This is a genomic window from Candidatus Accumulibacter cognatus (genome assembly GCF_000584975.1).
GTDB lineage: Bacteria > Pseudomonadota > Gammaproteobacteria > Burkholderiales > Rhodocyclaceae > Accumulibacter > Accumulibacter cognatus.
In genome coordinates, this window is record NZ_JDST02000070.1 from 1 (window position 1) to 21,664 (window position 21,664).

General features: G+C 60.7%; 24 protein-coding genes. 9 read left to right on the top strand and 15 right to left on the bottom strand.

Annotation, left to right across the window (positions count from 1 at the left end; translation table 11 throughout):
- The 4 genes from AW06_RS13430 to AW06_RS13450 form a co-directional block, all read right to left on the bottom strand.
- Positions 1-810 (bottom strand): hypothetical protein (locus tag AW06_RS13430; RefSeq protein ID WP_273704677.1); only part of this gene is annotated, 810 nt, incomplete at its 3' end.
- 227 nt (positions 811-1,037) lie between these two features.
- Positions 1,038-1,598, bottom strand: coding sequence for an N-acetylmuramoyl-L-alanine amidase (locus tag AW06_RS20655; protein WP_273704678.1), 561 nt, complete (start codon positions 1,596-1,598; stop codon positions 1,038-1,040).
- Between the two features lie 161 nt (positions 1,599-1,759).
- Positions 1,760-2,626 carry a hypothetical protein gene (locus AW06_RS13445; RefSeq protein ID WP_273704679.1) on the bottom strand — a complete coding sequence of 289 codons (867 nt, stop codon included), beginning with the start codon at positions 2,624-2,626 and terminating at the stop codon, positions 1,760-1,762.
- A 383-nt stretch (positions 2,627-3,009) separates the two neighbouring features.
- Positions 3,010-3,402 carry a hypothetical protein gene (locus AW06_RS13450; RefSeq protein ID WP_034951030.1) on the bottom strand — a complete coding sequence of 131 codons (393 nt, stop codon included), beginning with the start codon at positions 3,400-3,402 and terminating at the stop codon, positions 3,010-3,012.
- Positions 3,403-3,580: 178 nt separating this feature from the next.
- On the opposite strand from AW06_RS13450, the gene AW06_RS13455 reads away from it, so the two are divergent.
- Entirely contained in the window at positions 3,581-4,342 is a 762-nt protein-coding gene (locus AW06_RS13455) for a site-specific DNA-methyltransferase (RefSeq protein WP_273704680.1), read from the top strand.
- A 329-nt stretch (positions 4,343-4,671) separates the two neighbouring features.
- Here AW06_RS13455 and AW06_RS13460 read toward each other — a convergent pair whose 3' ends face one another.
- From AW06_RS13460 to ccmA, 10 genes are read right to left on the bottom strand one after another with little or no spacing between them, the layout of a single operon-like run.
- Positions 4,672-4,962 (bottom strand): nucleotidyltransferase family protein, encoded by a 291-nt coding sequence (locus AW06_RS13460; protein ID WP_034951032.1) that lies wholly within the window; start codon positions 4,960-4,962, stop codon positions 4,672-4,674.
- 34 nt (positions 4,963-4,996) lie between these two features.
- Positions 4,997-6,202, bottom strand: coding sequence for a c-type cytochrome biogenesis protein CcmI (gene ccmI / locus AW06_RS13465; RefSeq protein ID WP_034951035.1), 1,206 nt, complete (start codon positions 6,200-6,202; stop codon positions 4,997-4,999).
- On the bottom strand, positions 6,199-6,684 hold the full coding sequence (locus AW06_RS13470) for a cytochrome c-type biogenesis protein (protein ID WP_034951038.1): 486 nt from the start codon (positions 6,682-6,684) through the stop codon (positions 6,199-6,201). Before AW06_RS13470 ends, ccmI begins: the two co-directional genes overlap by 4 nt.
- Entirely contained in the window at positions 6,681-7,265 is a 585-nt protein-coding gene (locus AW06_RS13475) for a DsbE family thiol:disulfide interchange protein (RefSeq protein ID WP_034951041.1), read from the bottom strand. Before AW06_RS13475 ends, AW06_RS13470 begins: the two co-directional genes overlap by 4 nt.
- Before the next feature lie 10 nt (positions 7,266-7,275).
- Positions 7,276-9,279, bottom strand: a complete 2,004-nt coding sequence (locus tag AW06_RS13480; protein WP_034951042.1) for a heme lyase CcmF/NrfE family subunit — start codon at positions 9,277-9,279, stop codon at positions 7,276-7,278.
- A gap of 12 nt (positions 9,280-9,291) precedes the next feature.
- The gene (gene ccmE / locus AW06_RS13485; RefSeq protein WP_273704681.1) at positions 9,292-9,771 is read right to left on the bottom strand and encodes a cytochrome c maturation protein CcmE; all 480 of its coding nucleotides are present in this window, start codon (positions 9,769-9,771) and stop codon (positions 9,292-9,294) included.
- Complete coding sequence (gene ccmD, locus AW06_RS13490; RefSeq protein WP_273704682.1) at positions 9,768-9,995, bottom strand: heme exporter protein CcmD; 228 nt, start codon at positions 9,993-9,995, stop codon at positions 9,768-9,770. Before ccmD ends, ccmE begins: the two co-directional genes overlap by 4 nt.
- Before the next feature lie 6 nt (positions 9,996-10,001).
- Entirely contained in the window at positions 10,002-10,751 is a 750-nt protein-coding gene (ccmC, locus tag AW06_RS13495) for a heme ABC transporter permease CcmC (RefSeq protein ID WP_034951044.1), read from the bottom strand.
- Positions 10,752-11,420: a heme exporter protein CcmB gene (ccmB, locus tag AW06_RS13500; RefSeq protein ID WP_034951045.1), complete on the bottom strand. Its 669-nt coding sequence runs from the start codon at positions 11,418-11,420 to the stop codon at positions 10,752-10,754.
- A 12-nt stretch (positions 11,421-11,432) separates the two neighbouring features.
- Complete coding sequence (gene ccmA, locus AW06_RS13505) at positions 11,433-12,065, bottom strand: cytochrome c biogenesis heme-transporting ATPase CcmA (protein ID WP_034951046.1); 633 nt, start codon at positions 12,063-12,065, stop codon at positions 11,433-11,435.
- A gap of 149 nt (positions 12,066-12,214) precedes the next feature.
- Here ccmA and AW06_RS20660 point away from each other — a divergent pair, with 149 nt between their 5' ends.
- From AW06_RS20660 to AW06_RS13535, 6 genes are all read left to right on the top strand, one after another.
- Positions 12,215-13,216, top strand: a complete 1,002-nt coding sequence (locus tag AW06_RS20660; RefSeq protein ID WP_273704683.1) for a nickel-dependent hydrogenase large subunit — start codon at positions 12,215-12,217, stop codon at positions 13,214-13,216.
- On the top strand, positions 13,209-13,550 hold the full coding sequence (hypA, locus tag AW06_RS13515) for a hydrogenase maturation nickel metallochaperone HypA (protein WP_034951048.1): 342 nt from the start codon (positions 13,209-13,211) through the stop codon (positions 13,548-13,550). The genes AW06_RS20660 and hypA overlap by 8 nt, the downstream gene beginning before the upstream one ends.
- A gap of 25 nt (positions 13,551-13,575) precedes the next feature.
- A complete protein-coding gene (gene hypB / locus AW06_RS13520) occupies positions 13,576-14,601 on the top strand; it encodes a hydrogenase nickel incorporation protein HypB (RefSeq protein ID WP_034951050.1) in 1,026 nt (341 codons plus the stop codon).
- Between the two features lies 1 nt (position 14,602).
- Entirely contained in the window at positions 14,603-16,903 is a 2,301-nt protein-coding gene (gene hypF, locus AW06_RS13525) for a carbamoyltransferase HypF (protein WP_034951052.1), read from the top strand.
- A gap of 13 nt (positions 16,904-16,916) precedes the next feature.
- Positions 16,917-17,174: a HypC/HybG/HupF family hydrogenase formation chaperone gene (locus AW06_RS13530; protein WP_034951054.1), complete on the top strand. Its 258-nt coding sequence runs from the start codon at positions 16,917-16,919 to the stop codon at positions 17,172-17,174.
- Positions 17,175-17,263: 89 nt separating this feature from the next.
- On the top strand, positions 17,264-18,496 hold the full coding sequence (locus AW06_RS13535; RefSeq protein WP_273704684.1) for an oligosaccharide flippase family protein: 1,233 nt from the start codon (positions 17,264-17,266) through the stop codon (positions 18,494-18,496).
- Positions 18,497-18,499: 3 nt separating this feature from the next.
- On the opposite strand, the gene AW06_RS20665 is transcribed toward AW06_RS13535, so the two are convergent.
- Complete coding sequence (locus AW06_RS20665) at positions 18,500-19,102, bottom strand: hypothetical protein (protein WP_273704685.1); 603 nt, start codon at positions 19,100-19,102, stop codon at positions 18,500-18,502.
- On the opposite strand from AW06_RS20665, the gene AW06_RS13545 reads away from it, so the two are divergent.
- On the top strand, positions 19,095-20,423 hold the full coding sequence (locus AW06_RS13545) for a hypothetical protein (protein ID WP_273704686.1): 1,329 nt from the start codon (positions 19,095-19,097) through the stop codon (positions 20,421-20,423). The two genes, AW06_RS20665 and AW06_RS13545, sit on opposite strands and share 8 nt — an antisense overlap.
- 52 nt (positions 20,424-20,475) lie before the next feature.
- Positions 20,476-21,660 carry a glycosyltransferase gene (locus AW06_RS13550; protein WP_273704687.1) on the top strand — a complete coding sequence of 395 codons (1,185 nt, stop codon included), beginning with the start codon at positions 20,476-20,478 and terminating at the stop codon, positions 21,658-21,660.
- Positions 21,661-21,664: the final 4 nt, after the last annotated feature.

Here is a 21,664-nt window from a genome sequence, read left to right on the forward strand (position 1 = left end):
AAGATCAGCCTCCGTAATGGGCTTTCCTTCCAAAGTCTGGAGCTGCGTTTGCACATGCTTATTGATTATTGCATCGTTTTCGGCGCCGGCTTTTACGAAATAGCTACTATCGCCAGATCCCAATACAACAATCTTGTCTGTGCCTGAGGCTGCGCCACCCGGCGTGACGTACATCGAATGCTCAAAGACTTTGTCAGCATTTATCTTGGCAGCCAAGTCATCTAAGGTTCTTCCTGTTATCGCCAGAACCATATCGAAGATTCCAAATACCATATCCTTAAGCCCTGTCATAAATGTATCACCCGGCGAATAACCTGCTTTCTCCAAGCTCTCGACATCTGTATTTCTTACTCTTCTTAGCGCTTTGACCAGAGTTTTCGTGTCTACCTCGTATCCTTTTAAAATTATGTGGTAGTAACCATCTACCGGTTCAGTGAAGAAAACAGGCTTTTGCACTACGACTGGTTCATATGCCGCCATATGCTCCGCGACATCAGTGATTTTGCTATATCTCAGAAATTGGCCATTCTTATATATTTTGGCGTACAGCAATAGTTCGCGATTTCCGATATAACCTTCTTTTGTTGCCCTGCTTTCAACCAATTTTGCAACGTAAGCGCTTCGAACGGACAAACGCACCACCGTTCCTTCCGTTGCCTGTATTGCGCTTGTTGGGTGCCGGATCAAACAAGTTGACCCGTTTGCCGGACAGTTTGAAGTCGAATATTTCAATGTAAATGATGGCGCAATTGTGCTTGCACATCCGCACAATCCGACTGCAATGAGCCATACAATTAGCATATTCTTCATTTCTTCTTCCTTGTGGTGACTTTCGGAATAACCGGATAAGCGCGGCCGTGTCGCGTCAGCAACTAGAGAAGCGCCGATTTAATCGGTAGCGAGATCTACGCATCAATTGAATCAACTGGTTGCATGGCCGCTTGCCGTGATCAACAAATTAAATCAGCGTTTCTCTCGAGCGATTTGTAGGTGAAGGCTAAACGTAATGATCAACTATGGAAGCCTGACGCCATTACTCATGAACCAAATTGAGCGACTGTGACTTCTGCGATAGCCCCGCAAATTGCATTGCGCTTCTGTGGATTCAGTAGTGTTTCTCTGTTGCTATCGTTGGCAATAAAGCCAAGCTCTATGAGTGCCGAAGGCCCTTGAAACTTGAGGACGGCAAGGTCCTCACGCTTCTTGATGCTACGATCCTTGAAACCGGTAATGGCTAGCAATGCGTTCTGAAGATTCTGGGCGAAAAGCTTGTCGTCAGAGTCTCGATATAGAACTTCTTGACCGTTTGCAGCGTCATCATCGAAGTCGTTGAGATGAATAGAAATGAAGACATCACAGCCTGCGTTCTTTGCATTTTTTGCCCTCATGCCAACAGGAGCGTGATCCTCTGCATCATCTCGCGTCATGAAAACCTCATGTCCCTTCGCTCGGAAAACATCTTTCAGTATCAATCCATACTTCAATGCGATAGTGGCTTCTTCATGCCTAAAGCCATTTTCAACGTGAGTCGCGCCGGGATCATAAATACCGCTCTGACGATTACTCATCCCGTGTCCGGGATCAATTGCGATCTTCATCTTGATTCCTCCGTCAAAAGTTGCAGATTATTGCCTAACGCAGAGTTAACCGGCTCGCGGAGGCAAGGTAGCCTGGCCGCGCGGAGCATGATGGACCTGTGCGTAGCGCGGCCAGGCTGCCTTGCCGTAGGGAGTCCGGTTGAACGACCTGTTAGGCGTCGCTAGCTGTTCTGGCGCCAGGTGTCGGTCTCTGACAAGTCAAAGGGACCTTCCTTCGTACCAGCCTTTCGCACCAATTCCATCGCCTGAGCTGCGGCATTCCAATCCACTTCCTCGAGCGCTTTCGTAAGTTCATGATGACCATCTAGCCAAAAGCGGACGGTGCTAGGAACCTCTCCCATCGGTCCTGAGCGATTGACTGAAGTCCGCCAATCCCTGTTGATCGTCGCGATTGCGACGAACATGACCAAATACACCATTCCCCTGAGTGTCGCTTCCTCAAGTTCACCAGAACCGGGCCAGATTGCTGCGCGCCCCTCCGACGTCCGCAATTCACTGCGAATGACCTCGTTCGCTAGCATGATTCGCGTTGTCGGCATGGGGTGCTCGCCCTTGGCAGACTCAAGCAGTTGCAGCGCGTATTCAGTGCTTGGTTCACGCGCGCGCATCAAGGTTATCAACGCCATTGCAAGCGAAGCGCCGAGGTAGGACTGAATGTTGATGCCGGTCCGAACTCCTTGTTCTCTCGAGGTCCGGGCGTCCGCAGGGTCCTTCAATGGGCGTATCAGAGCCATGTGGAGCATCAAACGGATTGCAAAGATGTCCGCTTGGTGTTCAAAGTATCGTTGCATCTTGATATTGAGTGGCCCCATCCTCCTAGCTTCATCATGCAGCGCGTCGAAGTGCCCAACTTCGTGAAGCACTAGAAACTCAAGGATCGTGCTCGCGAGACTTGCTGTCATTCGCAAGAGATGCACATCCTTTGATATCTCATCCTCGAGGTCAGAAACGTCGCCAACCGTTAGCGAGCAAGTGCGGCGTTTAGCTTCGCTGAGCTGAAACACACCAAATGGAACCGAGAAGGACAAGCTTGGCTCTGGTGCACTGGGTCGAGCCAGTTGGGGCATCCAAGCCTTTAGATGACCAGTTTGCTCAATTACGATTGAGCACCTCGCGGCTAAGCAGGTAGCTAAAGCAACTGCCCCTGTCGTCAGGCGAATCTCTCCGACACTTGACCGAGAGCGAGAGTGGCAACCGACGCTCGGCGTCGGATCGTGGAGTAAGACGAGGCGAAAGCGATCGTGCGTTTGGGCTCTGAGCAAGACAAGTTGAGCGTTGACATGTTGACACGCCAGCTGAGTGAGAGGCGGTAGCTTTTCAAGCTCCGCGAACGCAATGGGCGTCTTGGCAATACCGCTAACGCTGACCGGAGCCTCTAGGAAGCAGTGGGAGGAATGCAGGCCCATGTTGACTATGTCCCCCACTTGAGATTGCAGATCGCTTCTTTTCCGACGCGAAGAAGTGTGATGACCAGCAGGCTCACCAGCGGCGTCAGGAGTGCCGTCGTTACGCTCAGCGTCGCCGCAACTGCACCGGTGATCGCGGCGACCAAAGTGGTGGTGTAGTTGTCCGTGATCTGTGAGATGCGTCTTCGTAGGTCGGCGTAGCGCGCGTCAGTGGTGCACAAGAGTGTACGGAACTCGCTCTTCGCGCTCTCCCACAGGCTCTCCAGGCCGGCGCCTTGTGCATCGCCATGAGCGAGTGCTAGGTTGTATCCCAGTTCGTCAAGATCCTCGCCCGCGGCGACTTCTTGGCCCACAAGTGACTCGAGCACGGCAACGTCCACTGCATCAGTTCTGATCATCTTGCCTCCTAGACTAGGTGAGTTGGGTGGTTACGCATTCGAACAGACTTGAGCCTGACAGCCAAGGGGAGAGCTTGAGGTACGCCACTTGCGACGCCTAACGTAGAAAGTAACCGGCGTGCCGGCATTATCGGCACGTCCGGTTGACTGACGGGTTGGCAGGCAAAAATTCGGAGTGATGATGGCTGAGAAAGTGACAATCGGGAATTGCGAACTGTGGCACGGAGACTGCCGCGAAGTGCTGCCGCTGCTGCCGCCCGTCGATCTTGTGCTGACCGACCCGCCGTATGGGATTGGGCGCGACGGGAAGCCACCGAGCACGAGCAGCCACGGCGGCCACAAGGGTTACGAATTCATGGGGTGGGACACTGACGCGCCGCCGGCTTGGCTGTTCGGCCTGATGCACGAAAAGGCGAGGCACTTGATTATCTGGGGCGCGAACTACTACCCGCAAAACCTGCGGCCTTCGATGGGGTGGCTTGTGTGGGACAAGGGGCAGCGGATTAGCCAGAGCGATTGTGAATTGGCATACACGACGCTCGACAAGGCGCTGCGCTCCATGACGCTGAACCGGGCAGCGATTGCGCAAGACGGTGCGGTGCACCCGACACAAAAACCTGTGAAGGTGATGGAGTGGTGTTTGAGTTTCGCCGACGAAGCGCAGACCGTGTGCGATCCATTCATGGGCAGCGGGACAACCGGCGTTGCCTGCGCCCGGATGGGTTTGCAGTTTGTCGGCATCGAACGTGAGCGCAAATACTTCGACATAGCCTGCCGCCGAATAGAGCAAGCCTATGCACAGCCCCGGCTGTTCGAGGATGCAAAAGTCGGCGCTGGCGACACGGCGGTGCAGGGCGACATGCTTTTGCCTGCCAACGTGAAGTGGACATCCTACTTGACGATTTACTTTGCGTCATTATGCTGTATATCTGCTCAGTGATCGGCAAATTTCCAACCGAAACAAGGAGGTGCCCGATGGACACGTTCACTAAAAGTTCGGGCAATTGCGTCAGTGACGGCGGCGCTCCTCGATCCCCCAGGCGGCTGCTTGAACAGCTCGGCGACCGCATTATTGCCAAGCAATATAGCTTGGCGCGGCCGGTGGCCGCAACCCCAAAAGGCGTCGCCTCAGGGTAAATTTGTTCTCTTCGAGAGATCGTCATTCAGGCGCCGGCCGGAATTCAGATTGGTCAATCCAATCAGGCTTCCCACCCCCCGTTTGAATGCCCGACTGGAGACTCGCTGAGCCCTGTCGGAAGAACTGAAAACTCAGACATGCACGGCTTCCTTCTCGACGAATGGACGCAACTCGGGGCGCAAGGCCTTGTCGGTCACGAGATCGATCGGTACGCCGAACAGGTCTTCGAGGTAGAACTGAACGCCAAAGTAGCGCTCGGATGTCGCCGGACCATCGAAGGTGACCAGCACATCGACATCACTATCGCTCCGCGCTGCGTCGCGTGCGGCTGATCCGAACAGGGCAAGTTCCTTCACTCCGTAGCGAGCCGCCAGGATGGATTTGCTGCAGGTGAGCAGTTCGATGGCGCGTGAGCGATTCATTTCTGTCTCCAGGCCATCCGGAAAGTCAGCGTCATCAGGGTTGCACCTGGTCGATCAGCACGCGCAGATTCCGGCTGCCGGGCTTGACGCCGCTGAGGGTGCCGAAGAGGTCGCCGCTCGAACTCTGCGCCTGGCCCGCCCTGGCGACCCGCGCTTCGATGCGGATCGTGGCGAAATCGGAAATCTTCTTGCCGCCGGCGAGGGCCATCGAATCGTCGAACTCGAAGCGCAGCGGCAGGTCGGCGACGCGGGCGCGTTGGGCGGCGAGCGGCATGCGCGGTCCTTCCTCGGCGCGCGCAAAGACGAACAGCACGTCGCCGGGCTGGACCGTAGCGGCGAGCTTGCTGCTCAACGTCACCTCGCCACTGACCGCGCCAGCGCTGGCGCCGGGTTTTGCGCTGCCGCCTGCCTGGGCGGCGGCGAACTCGCGTGCCTTGCCGATCGCGGCGGTGAGGGCACCGGCTTCCTCGGAGCCGGGTTCGACCAGTTCCAGGAGGCGCGACCAGTAGTCGGCGGCGGCCGCGAACTGCTGGCGGTCGGTGGCGGCCGCGCCCGCCAGCAGCAGCGCTTGCGGCTCCCTGGGGTTGATCCGCAGGGCACGTTCGATCAGTTCGCTCGGCCTGCCCTGCAGGCTGCCGCCCTGGGTCTGCGCGAGGACATCGGCGTAGTCGGCGAGCAGGGCCGGGTCCTGGTCGACCAGGGGGGCGGCGCGTTCGTAGGCTTTCGCCGCTTCCGGGAAACGTTCGAGCACCTTGTACGATCGGGCCAGCATCACCCAGCCCTGGTGGTCGTCGGGGTTCTTCTGCAGCTTGTCGACGAGGCTGTTGAGCATGGCCTCGATCTGTTCGGGGGCGATGCGCGCCTGCCGCTGCAGCGGGTCGAGCGCGCGCGGCTCGCCGAGCAGCGCATAGCCGGCAGCGGCGGCGAGCGGGATGAGCACCAGCAAGGCCAGCGCGGTCTGGCGACTGCCGCCGTCGGTGGTCGTCGGCGCGGCCTGCGCGGGCACTTCTTCGAGCAGACGGCGTTGCAGTTCGCTTTTCGCCTGCGCGAAATCGGCCTCGGCGAGCGAGCCTTCGCGGCGCTCGCGTTCGAGTTCGGCAAGCTGGTCGCGAAAAATCGCGAGGTTCGCTTCGCTCTGGTCAGTGCTGCCCGAAAACCGTGGCGTGCGCAGCAGCGGGGGAAGGAGGAGGGCGATGACGGCAACGACCAGCAGGGCCGCGGCGATGAGAAAGGCGGTCATGCGGGTCCTTGCCGTGAATTCTGTTCTTGCAGCAGCGCTTCGGCGCGGCCCTGCTCGTCGGCGCTCAGAGGTGGGTCGCTGATCGTCCGGTCGCGTCGGCGCAGGTAGAGCAGCAGTGCCGTCAGGCCGGCGACGAACAGCAGGCCCGGGCCGAACCACAGCAGCAGCGTCGTGCCCTTCAATGGCGGCCGATAGCGGACGAAGTCGCCGTAGCGGCTGACCATGAATTCCATGATTTCAGCGTCGCTCCTGCCGTCCTGGATCAGCGTGCGGATTTCGCGGCGCAGGTCGTTGGCGAGTTCGGCATGCGAGCCGGCGAGCGACTCGTTCTGGCAGACCAGGCAGCGCAATTCGGAAGAAATCGCGATCAGGCGCTTTTCGGTCGGCTCGTCTGCCGCCAGCGGCCGGGCTTCGCCAGCGTGCAGGAGGGGCATGTGCAGCTTGAGCACGGCGAGCAGCAGAAGCATCAGGCAGGCTCTCATTTCGACAGTTCCGAAAGCAGCGGCAGGATTTTTCCGGAGAGGACCTCGGGGGTGATCGGGCCGGTGTGTTTCATGCGGATGATGCCTGCCCGGTCGATGACGTAGGTTTCCGGTACGCCATAGACGCCGTAGTCGATGCCGGCGCGGCCATCCACGTCGAGCACCGACAGGGTGTACGGGTTGCCGTGCCTGGCGAGCCAGCCGGAGGCGCGTTCGATGACCATTTTCCGTTCGCTGCCGGGGGGCAGCCGGTCGATGTCGATGCCGCCGTCGCCGCGCACTTCCTTGTAATTGAGGCCGATCAGCGGCACCGTCTGGCGTTTCGCCAGTTCGACCAGCAGGGGATGTTCCTGCCGGCAGGAGACGCACCACGACGCCCAGACATTGAGCAGCCAGACCTTGCCGAGCATGTCCTGCGGCGAGAACGACTGCGCGGGCGCGTCGAGGCGCGACAGCGAGAACGGCGGGGCCGGTTTGCCGACCAGCGGCGAAGGCAGTTCGCGGGGGTTGAGCCGGAGTCCGACGGCGAGCAGCGCGAGGAGTACGGCGAAGCCGATCAGCGGCCAGAGAAATCGGTTCATGGTCGGTCCCCTACGCTTTCTGGGCGAGCACCGCGGCGGCGGTGGCCGCGGTGTGCGTGCCGGCGCGTGCCCTGACACGGTAGCGGCGGTCGCTGATGGCCAGCAGTCCGCCCAGGCTCATCAGCACGCAACCGCCCCAGATCCAGTCGACGAAGGGCTTGTGGTAGACGCGCACCGCCCAGGCGGCGTCCGGCCTGGCCTTGTCGATCGGCTCGCCGAGCGAGACATAGACGTCGCGCAGGAAGCCGGTGTCGATTGCCGCTTCGGTCATCGGCATCGATGACGCAACGTAGAAACGCTTCTCCGGGAACATCTTGCGCAACGGCACGCCGTCCTTGAGGAGGTCGATGTCGCCGACCAGCGCGCGGTAGTTCGGTCCCTGCTGCTGGCGAACGCCGTTGAAGCGGAAGCGGTAGCCGCCGACGCCGACGCTGTCGCCGACTTCCATCTTGACATCCTTCTCGGACTGATAAGTGCCGACCAGGGTGACGCCGACGACGAAGACGGCAATGCCGAGATGCGCCAGATGCATGCCGAAGAAGCTGCGCGGCTGCCGCAGCGCGGTAGCCAGGAAGGAGCGGCCGGCGCGCGTCGCCTGCACGCGTTCGACAGCATTGAGCAGGGCGCAAAGAACGATCCATGCCGACAGCAGCAGGCTCAGGGCAGCCAGCGGATGCCATTCGCCGAACAGGAAAGGGGCGCCACCGCCGACCAGGGCCGCCGCGAGAAAAGCCCAGCGCAGCGTACGCGCGAGTTCGCCGAGGCTGGCCTGCTTCCAGCGTGCAAAGGGCGCCACGCCGATCAGGAACAGCGCCGGCAGCATCAGCGGCACGAATACCGCGTCGAAGTAGGGCGGGCCGACCGAGAGCTTGCCGGCGCCGAGTGCGTCGATCAGGAGCGGGTAGAGCGTGCCGAGCAGGACCGAGGCGCAGGCGACGACCAGCAGCACGTTGTTGGTGAGCAGCAGCGACTCGCGCGAGAGCAGGCCGAAGCGTCCGCCGAGACCGACCTTCGGCGCCCGCCAGGCGAACAGGGCCAGCGAGCTGCCGATGACCGCTCCCAGGAAGACGAGGATGAAGATGCCGCGGGTCGGGTCGGTGGCGAACGCATGCACCGAAGTCAGGACGCCGGAACGGACCAGGAAGGTTCCGAGCAGCGACAGCGAGAACGCCGAGATCGCCAGCAGCACCGTCCAGTTCTTGAAACTGCCGCGTTTCTCGGTCACCGCCAGCGAGTGCAGCAGCGCCGTGCCGACCAGCCAGGGCATGAAGGAAGCGTTCTCCACCGGGTCCCAGAACCACCAGCCGCCCCAGCCGAGTTCGTAGTACGCCCACCACGATCCGAGCGCGATCCCGAGCGTCAGAAAGATCCACGCCGCCGTGGTCCAGGGGCGCGACCAGCGTGCCCAGGCGGCGTCGAGCTGACCCGAGAGCAGCGCGGCGATGGCGAAGGCAAAAGCCACCGAGAATCCGACGTAGCCCATATACAGCATCGGCGGGTGAATGATCAGGCCGGGGTCCTGCAGCAGCGGGTTGAGGTCGCGCCCCTCTTCGGCCGCCGGCAGCAGGCGCTCGAAGGGGTTCGAGGTGAGCAGGATGAACAGCAGGAAACCGGCGCTGACCAGGCCGAGAACGCCGAGCACGCGCGCCACCAGGGGGATGGGCAAGGGCTTCGACAACAGCGCCACGGCCAGCGACCACAGCACCAGCATCAGCATCCACAGCAGCAGCGAGCCTTCGTGCCCGCCCCAGACGGCGGCGATACGGTACTGCAGCGGCAGCAGCGTGTTCGAGTGCTGTGCGACGTAGAGCACCGAGAAATCGTTGTCGACGAAGGCGCTGGTCAGGCAGGCGAAAGCCGTCACCAGCAGCAGTGCCTGCGCGACCGCCGTCGGCCGGGCCAGGGTCATCCATGGCGGGCGGTTGAAGTGGGCACCGAGCAGCGGCAGTGTTCCCTGCGTCAGGGCGACGCAGAGCGCGAGGATCAGGGCGAAGTGGCCGATTTCCGGGATCATGGTCGTGTCGTCCTACGGTTTCAGGGTCCTGGCAGTGGCTTCCGCCGCTGCCTTATGGCTTGCCGCGCGTTCGTGGGCGTCGCTGACGGCTTTGGCGGCTTCCGGTGGCATGTAGTTCTCGTCGTGCTTGGCGAGCACCTCGGTGGCGGCAAAGACGCCATCCTCGGCGAGCCTGCCTTGCGCGACGACGCCTTTTCCCTCGCGGAAGAGATCCGGCAGGATGCCCTTGTAGGCGACGGTCATGTCCCGGTCGGTGTCGGTGACGACGAAGCGCAGGGTGACGCCGTCGGGCTGGCGCTGCAGCGATCCCTCCTTGACCATGCCGCCGATCCGGAAGCTCTTGCCCTTGGGCGCTTCGCCGGCGGCCACCTGGGTGGGGGAGAAGAAGAACACCAGATTGCTCTGGAAGGCATTGAGCACCAGCGTGGCGACCAGGCCGAGAATCGCCAGGCCGCCCACGATCAGCGCCATGCGTTGGTGACGTGGTTTCAATTCGGACTCCCGTGGAAAGCGGTTTCGCGTTTGCGTCGGGCTTCGGTTCGCTCGGCACGGTATTGCTGCTTGAGACGGGTGATGAGTTTCTTCCGATCCCGCAGCAGCAGGAGCGGTTCCGCCAGCATCAGCAGCGCCATCACCGCCAGCGATCCCCAGACATAGAGGCCGTGGTTGCCCATCGCCAGAAAGTCGGCGAGACTGTTCCAGTGCATGCCGGGCATATTGATCTACTCCTTGTCGGCGAGCAGTTCGCGCACCCAGTCGGTGTGCCGCTCGCGCTCGAGCATGATGGTGCGGACGCGCATCAGGGCGATGGCGATGCTGTACATCCAGCATGCCAGGGTGCACAGCAGCATGCCCCAGAGCATCAGCCTGGCCATGCTGGGTGCTCTGGTCAGGCTGACCGAAGCGCCCTGATGCAGGGTGTTCCACCACTGCACCGAAAAATAGATGATCGGAACATTGACCACGCCGACCAGCGCGAGGATCGCGCCGGCCTTGTCGGCACGGCGTCGATCGTCGATCGAAGCCTGCAGGGCGATGAAGCCGATGTAGAGGAAGAGCAGGATCAGCTCGGACGTCAGGCGCGCATCCCAGACCCACCAGGTGCCCCACATCGGCTTGCCCCACAGTGCGCCGGTCCATAGCGAGAGGAAGGCAAAAAGGGCACCGGTCGGCGCCAGTGCCGAGGCCATCATCCCGGACAGGCGGAAGTTGAAGGCCAGCCCGATGGCGGCCCAGAAAGCCATCACCAGGTAGATGAACATCGACATCCACGACGCCGGGACATGCAGGAAGATGATCCGGTACCCTTCGCCCTGTTGCGCGTCGGTCGGCGCCAGCAGAAAGCCGATCGTCAGTCCGAGCACGCCGAAGATCGCGGCGAGCGTCCAGAACCAGGGGATCAGCTTGCCCGCGAGCGGGTAAAAGGTCAGTGGGCTGGCGTATCTGAACCAGTTGATCACGCGCTTACTCATCTATTCCAGGGCGACTCTCAGGGCCGCGGCAGTCGGCCACGGCGCAAAAAACACGCCGCCCAGCGCAAGCGCGCCAAGCAGCGACAAATGGGCCTGCGGACCGAGTCCGCTCAGCGTCGCATCCACTGCTCCGGCACCGAAGATCAGCACCGGGACATACAGCGGCAGGACCAGCAGCGACAGCAGCACGCCGCCGCCGCGAACGCCGAGCGTCAGCGCCGCGCCGATCGCCCCGATGCCGGACAGGGCCGGCGTGCCGATCAGCAGCGACAGGGTCAACACCGCCAGTGCGTCGCCGGCCAGGTCGAACTGGATACCCAGCAGCGGTGCCAGCAGGACCAGTGGCAGGCCGGCCACCAGCCAGTGCGCGATGACCTTGCCGAGCACGATCAGCGCCAGCGGCTGCGGTGCCAGCGCCAGTTGTTCGAGCGTGCCGTCGCGGTGATCGTCGGCAAACAGGCGCGGCAGCGAGAGCATCGTCGCCAGCAGCGCGGCAACCCAAAGCACGCCTGGCGCCAGCCGACGCAGTTGCGCCGCTTCGGGTCCGACGCCCAGCGGGAACAGACTGACGACGATGATGAAAAAGAACATCGCCACAACGATGTCGGCCTGCCGCCGCATCGCCAGCCGCAGGTCGCGACCGATGACGGCGCGGATCGATTCTAGCATCAACGACGACCGCTATTGCACTGCGTCATCGGCGCCGAGCCACAATTCGCGCTGCGCCGCGGCCGGCACGGAGACCGTCTGGTGGGTGGTCAGGACCGCCAGACCGCCGCGTTGCAGATGCGCGCCGATCAGGCCGGAGATCAGCTCGACCGCGGCTGCGTCGAGGGCCACATAAGGTTCATCGAGCACCCACAGCGCGCGTTTCTCATGCACCAGTCGGGCGAGCGCGGCGCGGCGCTTCTGACCTTGAGAAAGATAGCGGCAGGGAAGATCGGCGCGGCTAAGCAGTCCGAGCTGTTCGAGGGCATCGAGCGCGGCGTCCTCGTCGAGCGTTTCCTGCGCCAGGGTGGCCGAGGAGCGGATATTCTCCAGCGGCGTCAGTTCCTCCTTGATTGCGTTCTGATGGCCCAGGTAGCACAGTTCGCTGCGGAACTCGTCGCCGAGTTTGCCGATCGGCCGGCCGCGCCAGCGAATGTCGCCGCCGGCCGCCGGGGTGAGACCGCAGAGCATGCGCAGCAGGCTGGTTTTTCCCGAACCGTTTTTTCCCTGCAGGTAGAGCATCTCGCCGCCTGCGAGCCGAAAACTGACGCCGGCGAACAGGCGACGTTCGCCGCGTACGCATTCCAGATTCGAGGCTTCGAGCATGCGGAGGGAGATCCGGGAAGTGGGCAAGACCGGGTAGAAACCGGCGAGGGCATATTGTGAAGGCGGGAGTTTAGCCCCGGATTGATGAAAATCAAAATCGATTCAGTGGCTTTGGGTATCCTTCTCGGAGTTCTTCCGGGAGCGTGGCAGTGGAACAGGGCGTTCTGCAGTTGACACTGGCGTGGGACGGCAAGGAAATCGTGTCGACCGGGATCGTATCCTCTCGGCCGATGCTCGCCAAAGCCCTGCGCGGGCTGCCGGTGGCGCGAGTTTCCGAGATCATTCCGCGCGTATTCAGTCTCTGCCGCCATGCCCAGGATGCTGCGGCCCGCTTGTGCATACAGGCGGCGCGTGCTGAGCGAGCAGCGCTCGATGACGCCCGCGATCTGGGTTTGGCGGTTGCCATCGAGGCAATCGTCGAACACCTGTACCATTTGTTGATGGCCTGGCCTCCCTTGCTGCAGAAACCCTGTCGAGCCAGTCGGATCGAGCAGTTCGGTGCCTGGCGCAAGCGCCTGCTGGCGGTCGTCGATGCCGCAGCGGCCGCGGCACTCGCTGTCGATCTCGCGAACTGGCTGGCCGAGCTGGAAGTGCCGCCGTTTGACGACCGGCTGGCCGTCACCGCGGTTGCGCTGCTGCCGCAACTTTCTGCCGCCGAGTGGGCTCCGCTGATCGATCGTGAAGATTTCGCGGCGCTGCCGACCTTTGCCGGCCAGGCCGCGGAAACCGGGGTTCTGGCGCGACACGCCGGCGACCCAGGGCTGGCCTTCCTGCTTGCCGACGGCCAACGCATCCAGGCCCGTCTGGCCGCGCGCCTGCTCGAACTGCGCTGGCTGGCGGCAGGACTCGCTGATCCGTCGCGCCTGTCGGCCCTCGTCGATGCCACGGCCGTCGCGGCCGGTTGCGGTCTGGCGCGCATCGAAACGGCACGGGGAACCTTGCTCCATCGCATCGAACTCGCGGCTGACTGCGTAGAGGACTATCAGATCATTGCGCCGACCGAATGGAATTTTCATCCGCAAGGCGCGTTTGATAGCGAGATGTCGGGTTGTCCGGCACAGACCCGCGACGATGCACGGATCAGGGCGGCTTGCCTGGCCCTGTCCCTCGATCCGTGCGTACCCTACGAATTGAGGATCGTCGATGCATGAAATGTCCTTGGCCATGGGGGTGCTGCAGATCATCGAGGACGCTGCGCGCGAACAGTCGTTTCAGCGCGTGCGCCTGGTGCAGCTCGAAATCGGTGCGCTGGCTGCCGTCGAACCCGAGGCGATGCGCTTCTGTTTTGATGCCGTCAGCCGCGGTACCATCGCCGAAGGCGCCACCCTGGAGGTCATCGAGGTCGCCGGCCAAGGTTTATGCTTTAATTGCAATATGACAGTGCCGCTCGCGGCTCTGTACGACCCTTGTCCAGCCTGCGGCGAGCACCCGGTTCAAGCGACCGGGGGAACCGAGATGCGGGTGAAGGAACTGGAAGTCGAATAAATAACAATGAGGAGACAGCATAGAGATGTGTACCACTTGCGGTTGTGGCACCGGCGAGATCCATGTCGATGGCAAGGCATGGTCCGCGCACGCGAAGACACGGGCAACGGACCCGGCAGATGTTGCGCCGCCTGGCGAGGGCAGCGGGGAGATTCCTTTCAAGACGAGCTACCGCGCTGTCGGCGCTCGGCATGGGCAGGTCCATTCCCATGCCGATGGCCAGCGGCACGTTCATGACCATGGGCACGACGCTTCCCACGCGCATGCGCACGCTCATTCGCACCTCTCGGCGGTAGCGCAGGAGTCGGCAACGACGCCGTCGCGGCTGATACAGATTGAACGCGACATTCTCGCCAGGAACGATGGCTATGCAGCCGAGAACCGCCGGCGCTTCGACGAGCAGGGGATTTTCGCGCTCAATCTGGTGTCCAGCCCTGGCTCGGGAAAGACCAGCCTGCTCTGCCGTACCATCGAAGCACTCAAGGGGCAACTGTCGATCGCCGTCATCGAGGGCGATCAGCAGACCAGTCGCGACGCCGAACGGATCCGCGCCACCGGCGTTGCCGCGCTGCAGATCAATACCGGCAAGGGCTGCCATCTCGACGCGCATATGGTCGGCCATGCCTTGCACGAGCTGGCTCCGGCCGAAGACTCGCTGCTGTTGATCGAGAATGTCGGCAATCTCGTCTGTCCGGCCGCATTCGATCTCGGCGAAGCCTGCAAGGTGGTGATCCTGTCGGTCACCGAAGGCGAAGACAAACCGCTCAAATATCCGAACATGTTTCATGCGGCCTCCCTGATGCTGCTCAACAAGGTCGATCTGCTGCCCCATCTTTCCTTCGACAGCGATCTGGCGATCGCTTATGCCCGCCAGATCAATCCGGCCTTGCAGGTGATCCCCTTGTCGGCAACGACGGGGGAGGGCTGCGAGCAGTGGCTGGCCTGGCTACGGGCCGGCTGCAGCGCACGCCGGGAGCAGAAGCGGGTGACGATGGCGTCGCTGCGGCGCCGCATCGCCGAACTTGAAGCACGTCTGGCAGCGGGAGGCTGAGATGTCCGAGCCCATCGTTTGTCAGCACATCCGCGTCAGCGGTGTCGTTCAGGGTGTCGGTTTTCGTCCTTTCGTCTGGCGACTGGCTAGGGAACTGGGTCTTGCGGGCTGGGTACGCAATGATTCGCGCGGTGTCGAAATCGAGGTCCGCGGCGCCGCTGCCCAGGTGCGGCATCTCATCGAGCGTCTGGAACGGGACGCGCCACCGCTGGCCCGGGTCAGTTCGGTGACCGCCCGCGATACGGTATCGGCGCGCGTCGGCGAAGGCTTCGTGATCATCGACAGCCGCAGCGGCCGGGCCGCGACGATGATCGGACACGACACGGCGGTCTGCCGTGATTGTCTGTCCGAGATGTTCGATCCCGGCAACTCTCGCTGGCGTTATCCCTTTACCAATTGCACCAACTGCGGGCCACGCTACACCATCAGCCGCAGCTTGCCCTACGACCGCGTGCGCACCAGCCTCAAACCCTTTGTGATGTGTCACCGCTGTCAGTATGAATACCGCCGGCCCGAGGACCGGCGTTTTCATGCCGAGGCCAATTGCTGCCCAAAATGTGGCCCCCATCTTTTTCTGCTCGACGGCGAAGGACACCGCCTGCCCGACGACCCGATCACCACTGCCCTGGCCCTGCTGCGCCAGGGGAAGATCGTCGCCATCAAGGGCCTGGGAGGTTTCCATCTGGCCTGTGACGCCCGCAACGCGGTCGCCGTCGCCTTGCTGCGCGAGCGCAAGCAGCGCGACGAAAAACCCTTTGTGGTGATGCTGGCAAACGCCGCTTCGGCAGCTCGGCTGGTCCAGATCGGCATCGGCGAACCGGGCCTCATGGCGCTGCCGACACGCCCGGCGATTCTGCTCCGCAAACGCGGCAGTTGCGACGACGCGCTGCCCGGTGTCGCCCCTGGCCTGGCCTGGCTGGGCGTCATGCTGCCGTACACGCCGGTGCAGTTCCTGCTTTTCCACGAGGCTGCCAAACGCCCGGCAGGAATCGGCTGGCTGGAACGTGCGCAGGATCTCGCGCTGGTCATGACCAGCGCCAACCCCGGTGGCGAACCCCTGGTGGTCGGCAACAGCGAGGCCCTGCTGCGTCTCTACGGGATCGCCGACGCCTTTCTGATGCACGACCGCGATATCGTCACGCGTTGCGACGACAGCGTCGCGCGGATCACCACTGGTGGCCTGCAGTTCATCCGTCGGGCGCGCGGCTACACGCCGCGCGCGATCAGGTTGCCGGTCTCCGGACCTTCGGTGCTGGCGGTCGGCGCCTGGTTCAAGAACACCATTTGTGTGACCCGTGGCGATGAAGCCTACGTTTCGCAACATGTCGGCGACCTCGACAATGCAGCCGTTTGCGATTTTCTCGAGGAAAGTGTCGAGCAGTTGCTGAAACTGCTGGGCGCCGAACCGGCGATCGTGGCGCACGACCTGCACCCGGATTTTCATTCGACGCGTTTTGCCGCCGACTTTGCCCAGCAGCGTCGCCTGCCGCTGTTGGGCATCCAGCACCATCATGCGCACGCGGCGGCAGTGCTCGCCGAACACGGCCTGCGGGGCGCACACCTGGCGCTTTCGCTCGACGGCGTCGGCCTCGGGACCGATGGCGCGGCCTGGGGGGGCGAATTGCTGCGTGTTGACGGCCCCCGCTTCGAGCGCCTCGGCCATCTTTCGCCACTTGCGCTGCCGGGTGGCGACCGCGCCGCCAACGAGCCGTGGCGAATGGCCGCGGCAGTGTTGCACCAACTCGGTCGCAACCGCGAAATCGGCGAACGTTTTGTCGGCCAGCAGGCCGCGCCGGCCGTTGCGCAGATGCTGTCGGGCGACATCCATTGTCCGCCGACGACGAGCATGGGCCGGATTTTCGATGCCGCTGCCGGTCTGCTGGGCATCCGGGCAGTGATGGCTTACGAAGGGCAGGCGGCGATGTTCATGGAAGGCCTGGCGCAGTGTTACGGCGACATTCTGCCGCTCGATCAGGGCTGGCGGATCGAACAGGGTCGCCTTGACCTGTTGCCGCTGCTGGCGGCCCTCGCGGATGAGAAGAATGCCGAGCGGGGCGCCGCGCTGTTCCATGCCACGCTGGCCGCCGCCATTGCCGACTGGGTGCGGGTCCTGGCGCCTGGCGAAAAGGCGGTGGTCGGCAGCGGCGGCTGTTTTCTCAACCAGGTGCTGGTGCGGGGCCTGCGCGCTCGCCTCGGTGCGCAAGGGATCAAACTTGTTGAGGCGCGCCAGGTGCCGCCCAACGATGGCGGACTGTCGGTCGGTCAGGCCTGGATCGCCCTGCAGCATCTGCTGGGCCATTAGAGGAGCGCTGAGCATGTGTCTTGCACTGCCTTGCCGGATCGTTGAATTGCGGTCGGATGAGCGGGCGCTGATCGAAGTGGCCGGAGTGGGCAAGGAGGTTTCGCTGGCACTCGTCGAAGACGTCGCGGTCGGTGATTACGTGATCGTGCATGTCGGCTACGCGCTGACCCGGCTCGACCCCGAAGAAGCCGAAAAAACCCTGGCGCTGTTTGCCGAACTGGGCGAATCGGTTATGCGGGAGGCTGGCGCTGCAGGTGGATTGATCCAGTAAATCAGTGACCTGCAATTCAGCCCGGGCTTGTCAGCCCCTCCTTTGAAATGGAGGCAAGGCCCTCGGGCCTTCTTGTGATCGGGGCGTGAATGGCTAATTCCTTGCGGAAGAACTTCTCATGGAGTCTTGTCGGCAACATCGTTTATGCGTTGTGTCAATGGATGATGCTAATCATTATCGCCCGTTTGGGAAATGCTCGGGACGTCGGCATTTATTCGCTTGCCCTGGCCATTTCTGCGCCGGTGATGCTTTTTTTGGGCATGAATTTGCGGGTGGCCATTGCCACCGATCAGAAACATCAATTCAATATTCAGGACTATTTAGCGTTGCGGGTCTGTTCCAGCACCGCTGCTGTGCTGATCATTTCATTTGCGTCCTTTTTCCTGTACAGGACCGAAAGCGATGTACTGATCGCCATCTTCATGGTTTCACTAATGAAATCGGTGGAGTCACTGAGTGATGTCTGTTACGGATTTTTCCAGAAGAACGAGCGCAATGACCTGATTTCCCAATCATTAATCCTGCGGGGGGTCAGTACGGTCTTGCTGCTGGTACCTGCTTATGTCTACCTCGGGTCTCTGACGGAATCGCTCGGAGTGGTCTTGTCGGTTTGGCTGACAATCCTGGTGGTTTTCGACGCACGTAAGCTGAGAAATATTTCGGCGACCGGAACCGGACATCGATTCCGTTTTTCGCAATGCGCTGGTTTGCTCAAGGTCGTTTATCCGCTGGGTTTCGTTGCACTTCTTGATTCATTGACACCGAACATCACCCGCTACGCAGTCGAGTATTTTTTTGGCCTCGAAAAATTGGGGTACTTCTCCGCCATTGCTTATCTGATGGTGGCCGGAGGAACCGTTGCCGGCGCCTTGGGAAATGCGGCAACTCCGCGGATGGCCCGACATTTTGCGAATAACGAATGGTCGGAATTTTGTCGGGTTGGTTTGACGTCGGTCCTGTTGGGTTCGGGTGTCGGAGTGTGTGGCCTGATGGTATCGGTTTTTTATGGCGAGCAATTGCTGGGCTTCATTTATGGCGAGCCATACATCGCGTATCAGCCGTGCTTCGTGATCGTCATGCTGGCCAGTATTTTATGGTACGCTGCCGGCCTGACAGGGTGCATGCTGAACGCTGCCCGTCGGTTCGGACACCAGTTGCTGGCAAACTGGCTGGCCATTTCAGCCGTTTGTATCGCCGTTGCCGGGTTGGGGCGCGAAGGCGGAATCAATGGCATCGCATGGGCGTTGGCGATAGGCATGGGAGCAAGATTGGCTGCGTCTCTGGGTTTGCTCTTCATGACGCTCCGGAAAGGCATGGGCTGAATGTCAATATCCTACCTGTTGCGGAGAAGCGGTATCTTCCTCGCGCTTGTCCGCCTGCCATTCCGGATCATGAAGAGGATCGGGAATAAAATAAACACCTGGTGGTGGAAGCTGCATGTGTTGCGCCTGGGCCGCAATTCCCTTGTCGAGATGGGAGTTTCGATAGAGAACCCAAGGCAGGTCGCTGTCGGTGAGAATTGTCTGATCTGCCGTGACGCCACCCTTGTCTCGGAGACCATTGACGGAAATCTTTGCCTTGAGGATCGGGTGCAGATCAATCGAGGGGTCAAAATCGATCATACCGGTGGCGTGTTGATCAGGGAACACTCGTTGATCTCGGAAGGCGCGACCATTTACTCGCACACCCACGGAACAGACCCGCACTCCATTCCAAAAGGCATCCCTAAAACAATCGGCCCCAAGGTGTGGATCGGCGCGCACGCCCTCATCATGGAAAACTGCAGCAGCATTGGCGAGGGGAGCGTCGTTGCCGCTGCTTCCGTGGTGACAAAATCCATTGATCCACATGTCGTGGTGGCTGGCAATCCCGCACGGGTGATTCGCAGGCTTGGCAATGATTGAGAGGTTTCTCGCGATCATGGTCATGACCGGATTCCTGCTGATCCCCTGGGCAATCGAGCGTGGCCAGGGGATTTTTGCTCCGCTGCGAACCTATTCGATACTGAGCTTCGTGACGACGGTTCCGTATCTGCTGCTGCTCTCCTTCGACCCTTCGGTCATGTATCCGCCAGTTGCCCAGCATATTCGCTACAACGAGTTCAATGATTTGTTCCTGAAATATACCTTTGTTCAAGGGGTCGCGTATCTGTGCGTTTTCGCGGGATATCTGACTGCCGGACGGCTGTCGTTTGGCTGGGTGTCGTCCGCCGGTATGCCCAGGGTGTCAGCCCTGTCGGAGGGCACGGTCCTGAGGGCTGCCGTGATCGCTCTTCTGCTTGGCATGGCCCTGTGGATCGTGCAGGTGCAGCTTGTTGGCGGGTTGGAGTTTTTGCTTCTGAACCTGGGCGACCGCACCAGTCTCACCGCCGGCCTCGGCTATTTATCGACCGCGGCCAACGCCATGCTCGCCTTCAGCGTACTTTTGATGGCCTATTCATTTCAGTACGGCAATGGTATCGGGAAGAAAATCTGTTTGGCACTATTTTTTGTCATTGCGGCGATCAGTTATACTGTTTTCGGAGGCAGGAAGCATCTTCTGCATCTGCTGCTGATGCTGTTGTTGACCTGGCACTATAGCATCAGGAAAATATATTCGGTCAAACCCTCTCATATTGCATTGGGTTTTTTCGTGGCATTTTATTTCGTCAGCGTTCTGCTGCTCAGACAGGGCGATGCTCTCGAGTATTATATGAATCGCCCAGGTGAGCTTTTGGCGGATGTGCTGGACAACGTCAACATCTTTGTGATCCAGTTGAGTTATGTCGATACCTATATGTTCATCATCAAGCATTTCGATCAGAATGACTACTGGTGGGGGCGCTCGTATATCGATCTACTGTATGCTCCGATACCAAGTACCCTCTTTCCCGATAAGCCACCAGTCGATGATGGCGTTTATATCCGGAGCTTGATGGAGGGATGGAACGTGATCCCGCCAACGCCGTTCTGGAAAATGTACCCTTCCTCCACACCACCGGAAACCATCGGTATTGGCTACGCGAGTGCCGGGTTATTGGGTGTGGTGATCGGCATGTTCATCCTGGGAATGATCATCCGTTCCTCATATTCGTTCATGATGTCGAGAAGAACCTTTTTCAGCCTTTATGTTTTCTTGATGGTCCTTCTCAATTTCCAGTTGACGAATCTGCGACTCGCCCAGTTTCTGACCAGTTTCCTGATCGCCTGGATGTTTTGCGGGGTCATGCTGCGCTACCGGAGGAGTGGAAGATTCGCCCGCTTGGTGTAAGGCCTGTGCAATCCTTTCGCTTCGATCCATGAACGGAAACGACATTTGCAATATGAAACGCAGGATTCTTGTCTTCAGTGATTATTATCTTCCCGGCTACAAGGCGGGAGGTCCGATCAAGAGCATTGCCAGCATCGTCGAAATGCTGGGGGATGATTTTTCGTTTTACGTGGTGACCTCGGCCAAGGATTTGGGTGAGTTGCAGCGATACGAAGGAATAAAACTTGGAGAATGGGTGAAGGTTGGCAAGGGTCATGTGTTTTATACCGACTCGGGCCTGCCGCCATGGAACGACCTGATGAAGTTGCTTTCCGGAAACTGGTCGTGTGTGTACCTCAACAGTTTTTTCTCCAGTCACACGATCAAGGTTCTGCTGGCACTGGGAATGCTTCGGAACAAGACTCCGGTGCTGCTCGCTCCGCGTGGCGAATTCTCGCCCGGAGCATTGAACCTGAAACGAAGGAAGAAGCAGTGCTACCTGGCAGTCGCAAGATTGATGGGGTACTACGATCGGGTCTGCTGGCACGCCTCAACGCCGCGTGAGCAATCGGAGATTTCGGCGTATTTTCCGTTGCCTCCGGATAGCAGGCGTGGGCCGGGTCGGTTTTTCGTGGCCGGGAATCTTTCAACGAACCCAGGGGGGGTCGCCAATCCCCTGCCGGAGAAACAGTCCGGTCAATTGCGGGTGGCCTTCCTGTCGAGAGTGGCGCGCAAGAAGAACCTGCACTACGCGCTCAAGGTTCTCTCGGAGGCTTCCGGAAGCATCGCCTTCGATATCTGGGGGCCGCTCGAAGACCAGGCCTATTGGCATGAATGCCAGGCGATCATCGAGACCGCACCGACGACTTTGCAGGTCATCCAGAAGGGGCCCATCGAGTCGAAGGATGTCGTCACCATGCTGGGCAAATACCACCTCTTTCTGTTTCCGACGCTGGGCGAGAACTTCGGGCACGTCATTCTTGAAGCCATGGCGGCCGGTTGCGCGATCCTGATCAGCGATGCCACCCCCTGGCGAGGCTTGCAGGAAAAGGGGTACGGCTGGGAGATCCCGCTTTCTCGGCCAGAATCCTTTGTCGCCGCCCTGAACGAAGCCGTAAGCTGGGACGCGGCAAGATTCGCGGAAGTGTCAGCGGCGGCTCGAACTGCCGCCGCTGCATACCTGGAACACGCTGGAAACGTCGATGCGAATCGAAGCATGTTCGCCGCCATGGTGAATTTTTCTTCAAATGCTGCGTAGCTCA

Bases quoted from the DNA above. Each gene is read 5' to 3' on its own strand.
- AW06_RS20655 (WP_273704678.1), bottom strand. From the start codon at position 1,598: ATGAAGATCGCAATTGATCCCGGACACGGGATGAGTAATCGTCAGAGC.
- AW06_RS13450 (WP_034951030.1), bottom strand. From the start codon at position 3,402: ATGATCAGAACTGATGCAGTGGACGTTGCCGTGCTCGAGTCACTTGTG.
- AW06_RS13455 (WP_273704680.1), top strand. From the start codon at position 3,581: ATGATGGCTGAGAAAGTGACAATCGGGAATTGCGAACTGTGGCACGGA.
- AW06_RS13460 (WP_034951032.1), bottom strand. From the start codon at position 4,962: ATGAATCGCTCACGCGCCATCGAACTGCTCACCTGCAGCAAATCCATC.
- ccmI (WP_034951035.1), bottom strand. From the start codon at position 6,202: ATGACCGCCTTTCTCATCGCCGCGGCCCTGCTGGTCGTTGCCGTCATC.
- AW06_RS13470 (WP_034951038.1), bottom strand. From the start codon at position 6,684: ATGAGAGCCTGCCTGATGCTTCTGCTGCTCGCCGTGCTCAAGCTGCAC.
- AW06_RS13475 (WP_034951041.1), bottom strand. From the start codon at position 7,265: ATGAACCGATTTCTCTGGCCGCTGATCGGCTTCGCCGTACTCCTCGCG.
- AW06_RS13480 (WP_034951042.1), bottom strand. From the start codon at position 9,279: ATGATCCCGGAAATCGGCCACTTCGCCCTGATCCTCGCGCTCTGCGTC.
- ccmD (WP_273704682.1), bottom strand. From the start codon at position 9,995: ATGCCCGGCATGCACTGGAACAGTCTCGCCGACTTTCTGGCGATGGGC.
- ccmC (WP_034951044.1), bottom strand. From the start codon at position 10,751: ATGAGTAAGCGCGTGATCAACTGGTTCAGATACGCCAGCCCACTGACC.
- ccmB (WP_034951045.1), bottom strand. From the start codon at position 11,420: ATGCTAGAATCGATCCGCGCCGTCATCGGTCGCGACCTGCGGCTGGCG.
- ccmA (WP_034951046.1), bottom strand. From the start codon at position 12,065: ATGCTCGAAGCCTCGAATCTGGAATGCGTACGCGGCGAACGTCGCCTG.
- hypA (WP_034951048.1), top strand. From the start codon at position 13,209: ATGCATGAAATGTCCTTGGCCATGGGGGTGCTGCAGATCATCGAGGAC.
- hypB (WP_034951050.1), top strand. From the start codon at position 13,576: ATGTGTACCACTTGCGGTTGTGGCACCGGCGAGATCCATGTCGATGGC.
- hypF (WP_034951052.1), top strand. From the start codon at position 14,603: ATGTCCGAGCCCATCGTTTGTCAGCACATCCGCGTCAGCGGTGTCGTT.
- AW06_RS13530 (WP_034951054.1), top strand. From the start codon at position 16,917: ATGTGTCTTGCACTGCCTTGCCGGATCGTTGAATTGCGGTCGGATGAG.
- AW06_RS13535 (WP_273704684.1), top strand. From the start codon at position 17,264: ATGGCTAATTCCTTGCGGAAGAACTTCTCATGGAGTCTTGTCGGCAAC.
- AW06_RS13545 (WP_273704686.1), top strand. From the start codon at position 19,095: ATGGTCATGACCGGATTCCTGCTGATCCCCTGGGCAATCGAGCGTGGC.
- AW06_RS20665 (WP_273704685.1), bottom strand. From the start codon at position 19,102: ATGACCATGATCGCGAGAAACCTCTCAATCATTGCCAAGCCTGCGAAT.
- AW06_RS13550 (WP_273704687.1), top strand. From the start codon at position 20,476: ATGAAACGCAGGATTCTTGTCTTCAGTGATTATTATCTTCCCGGCTAC.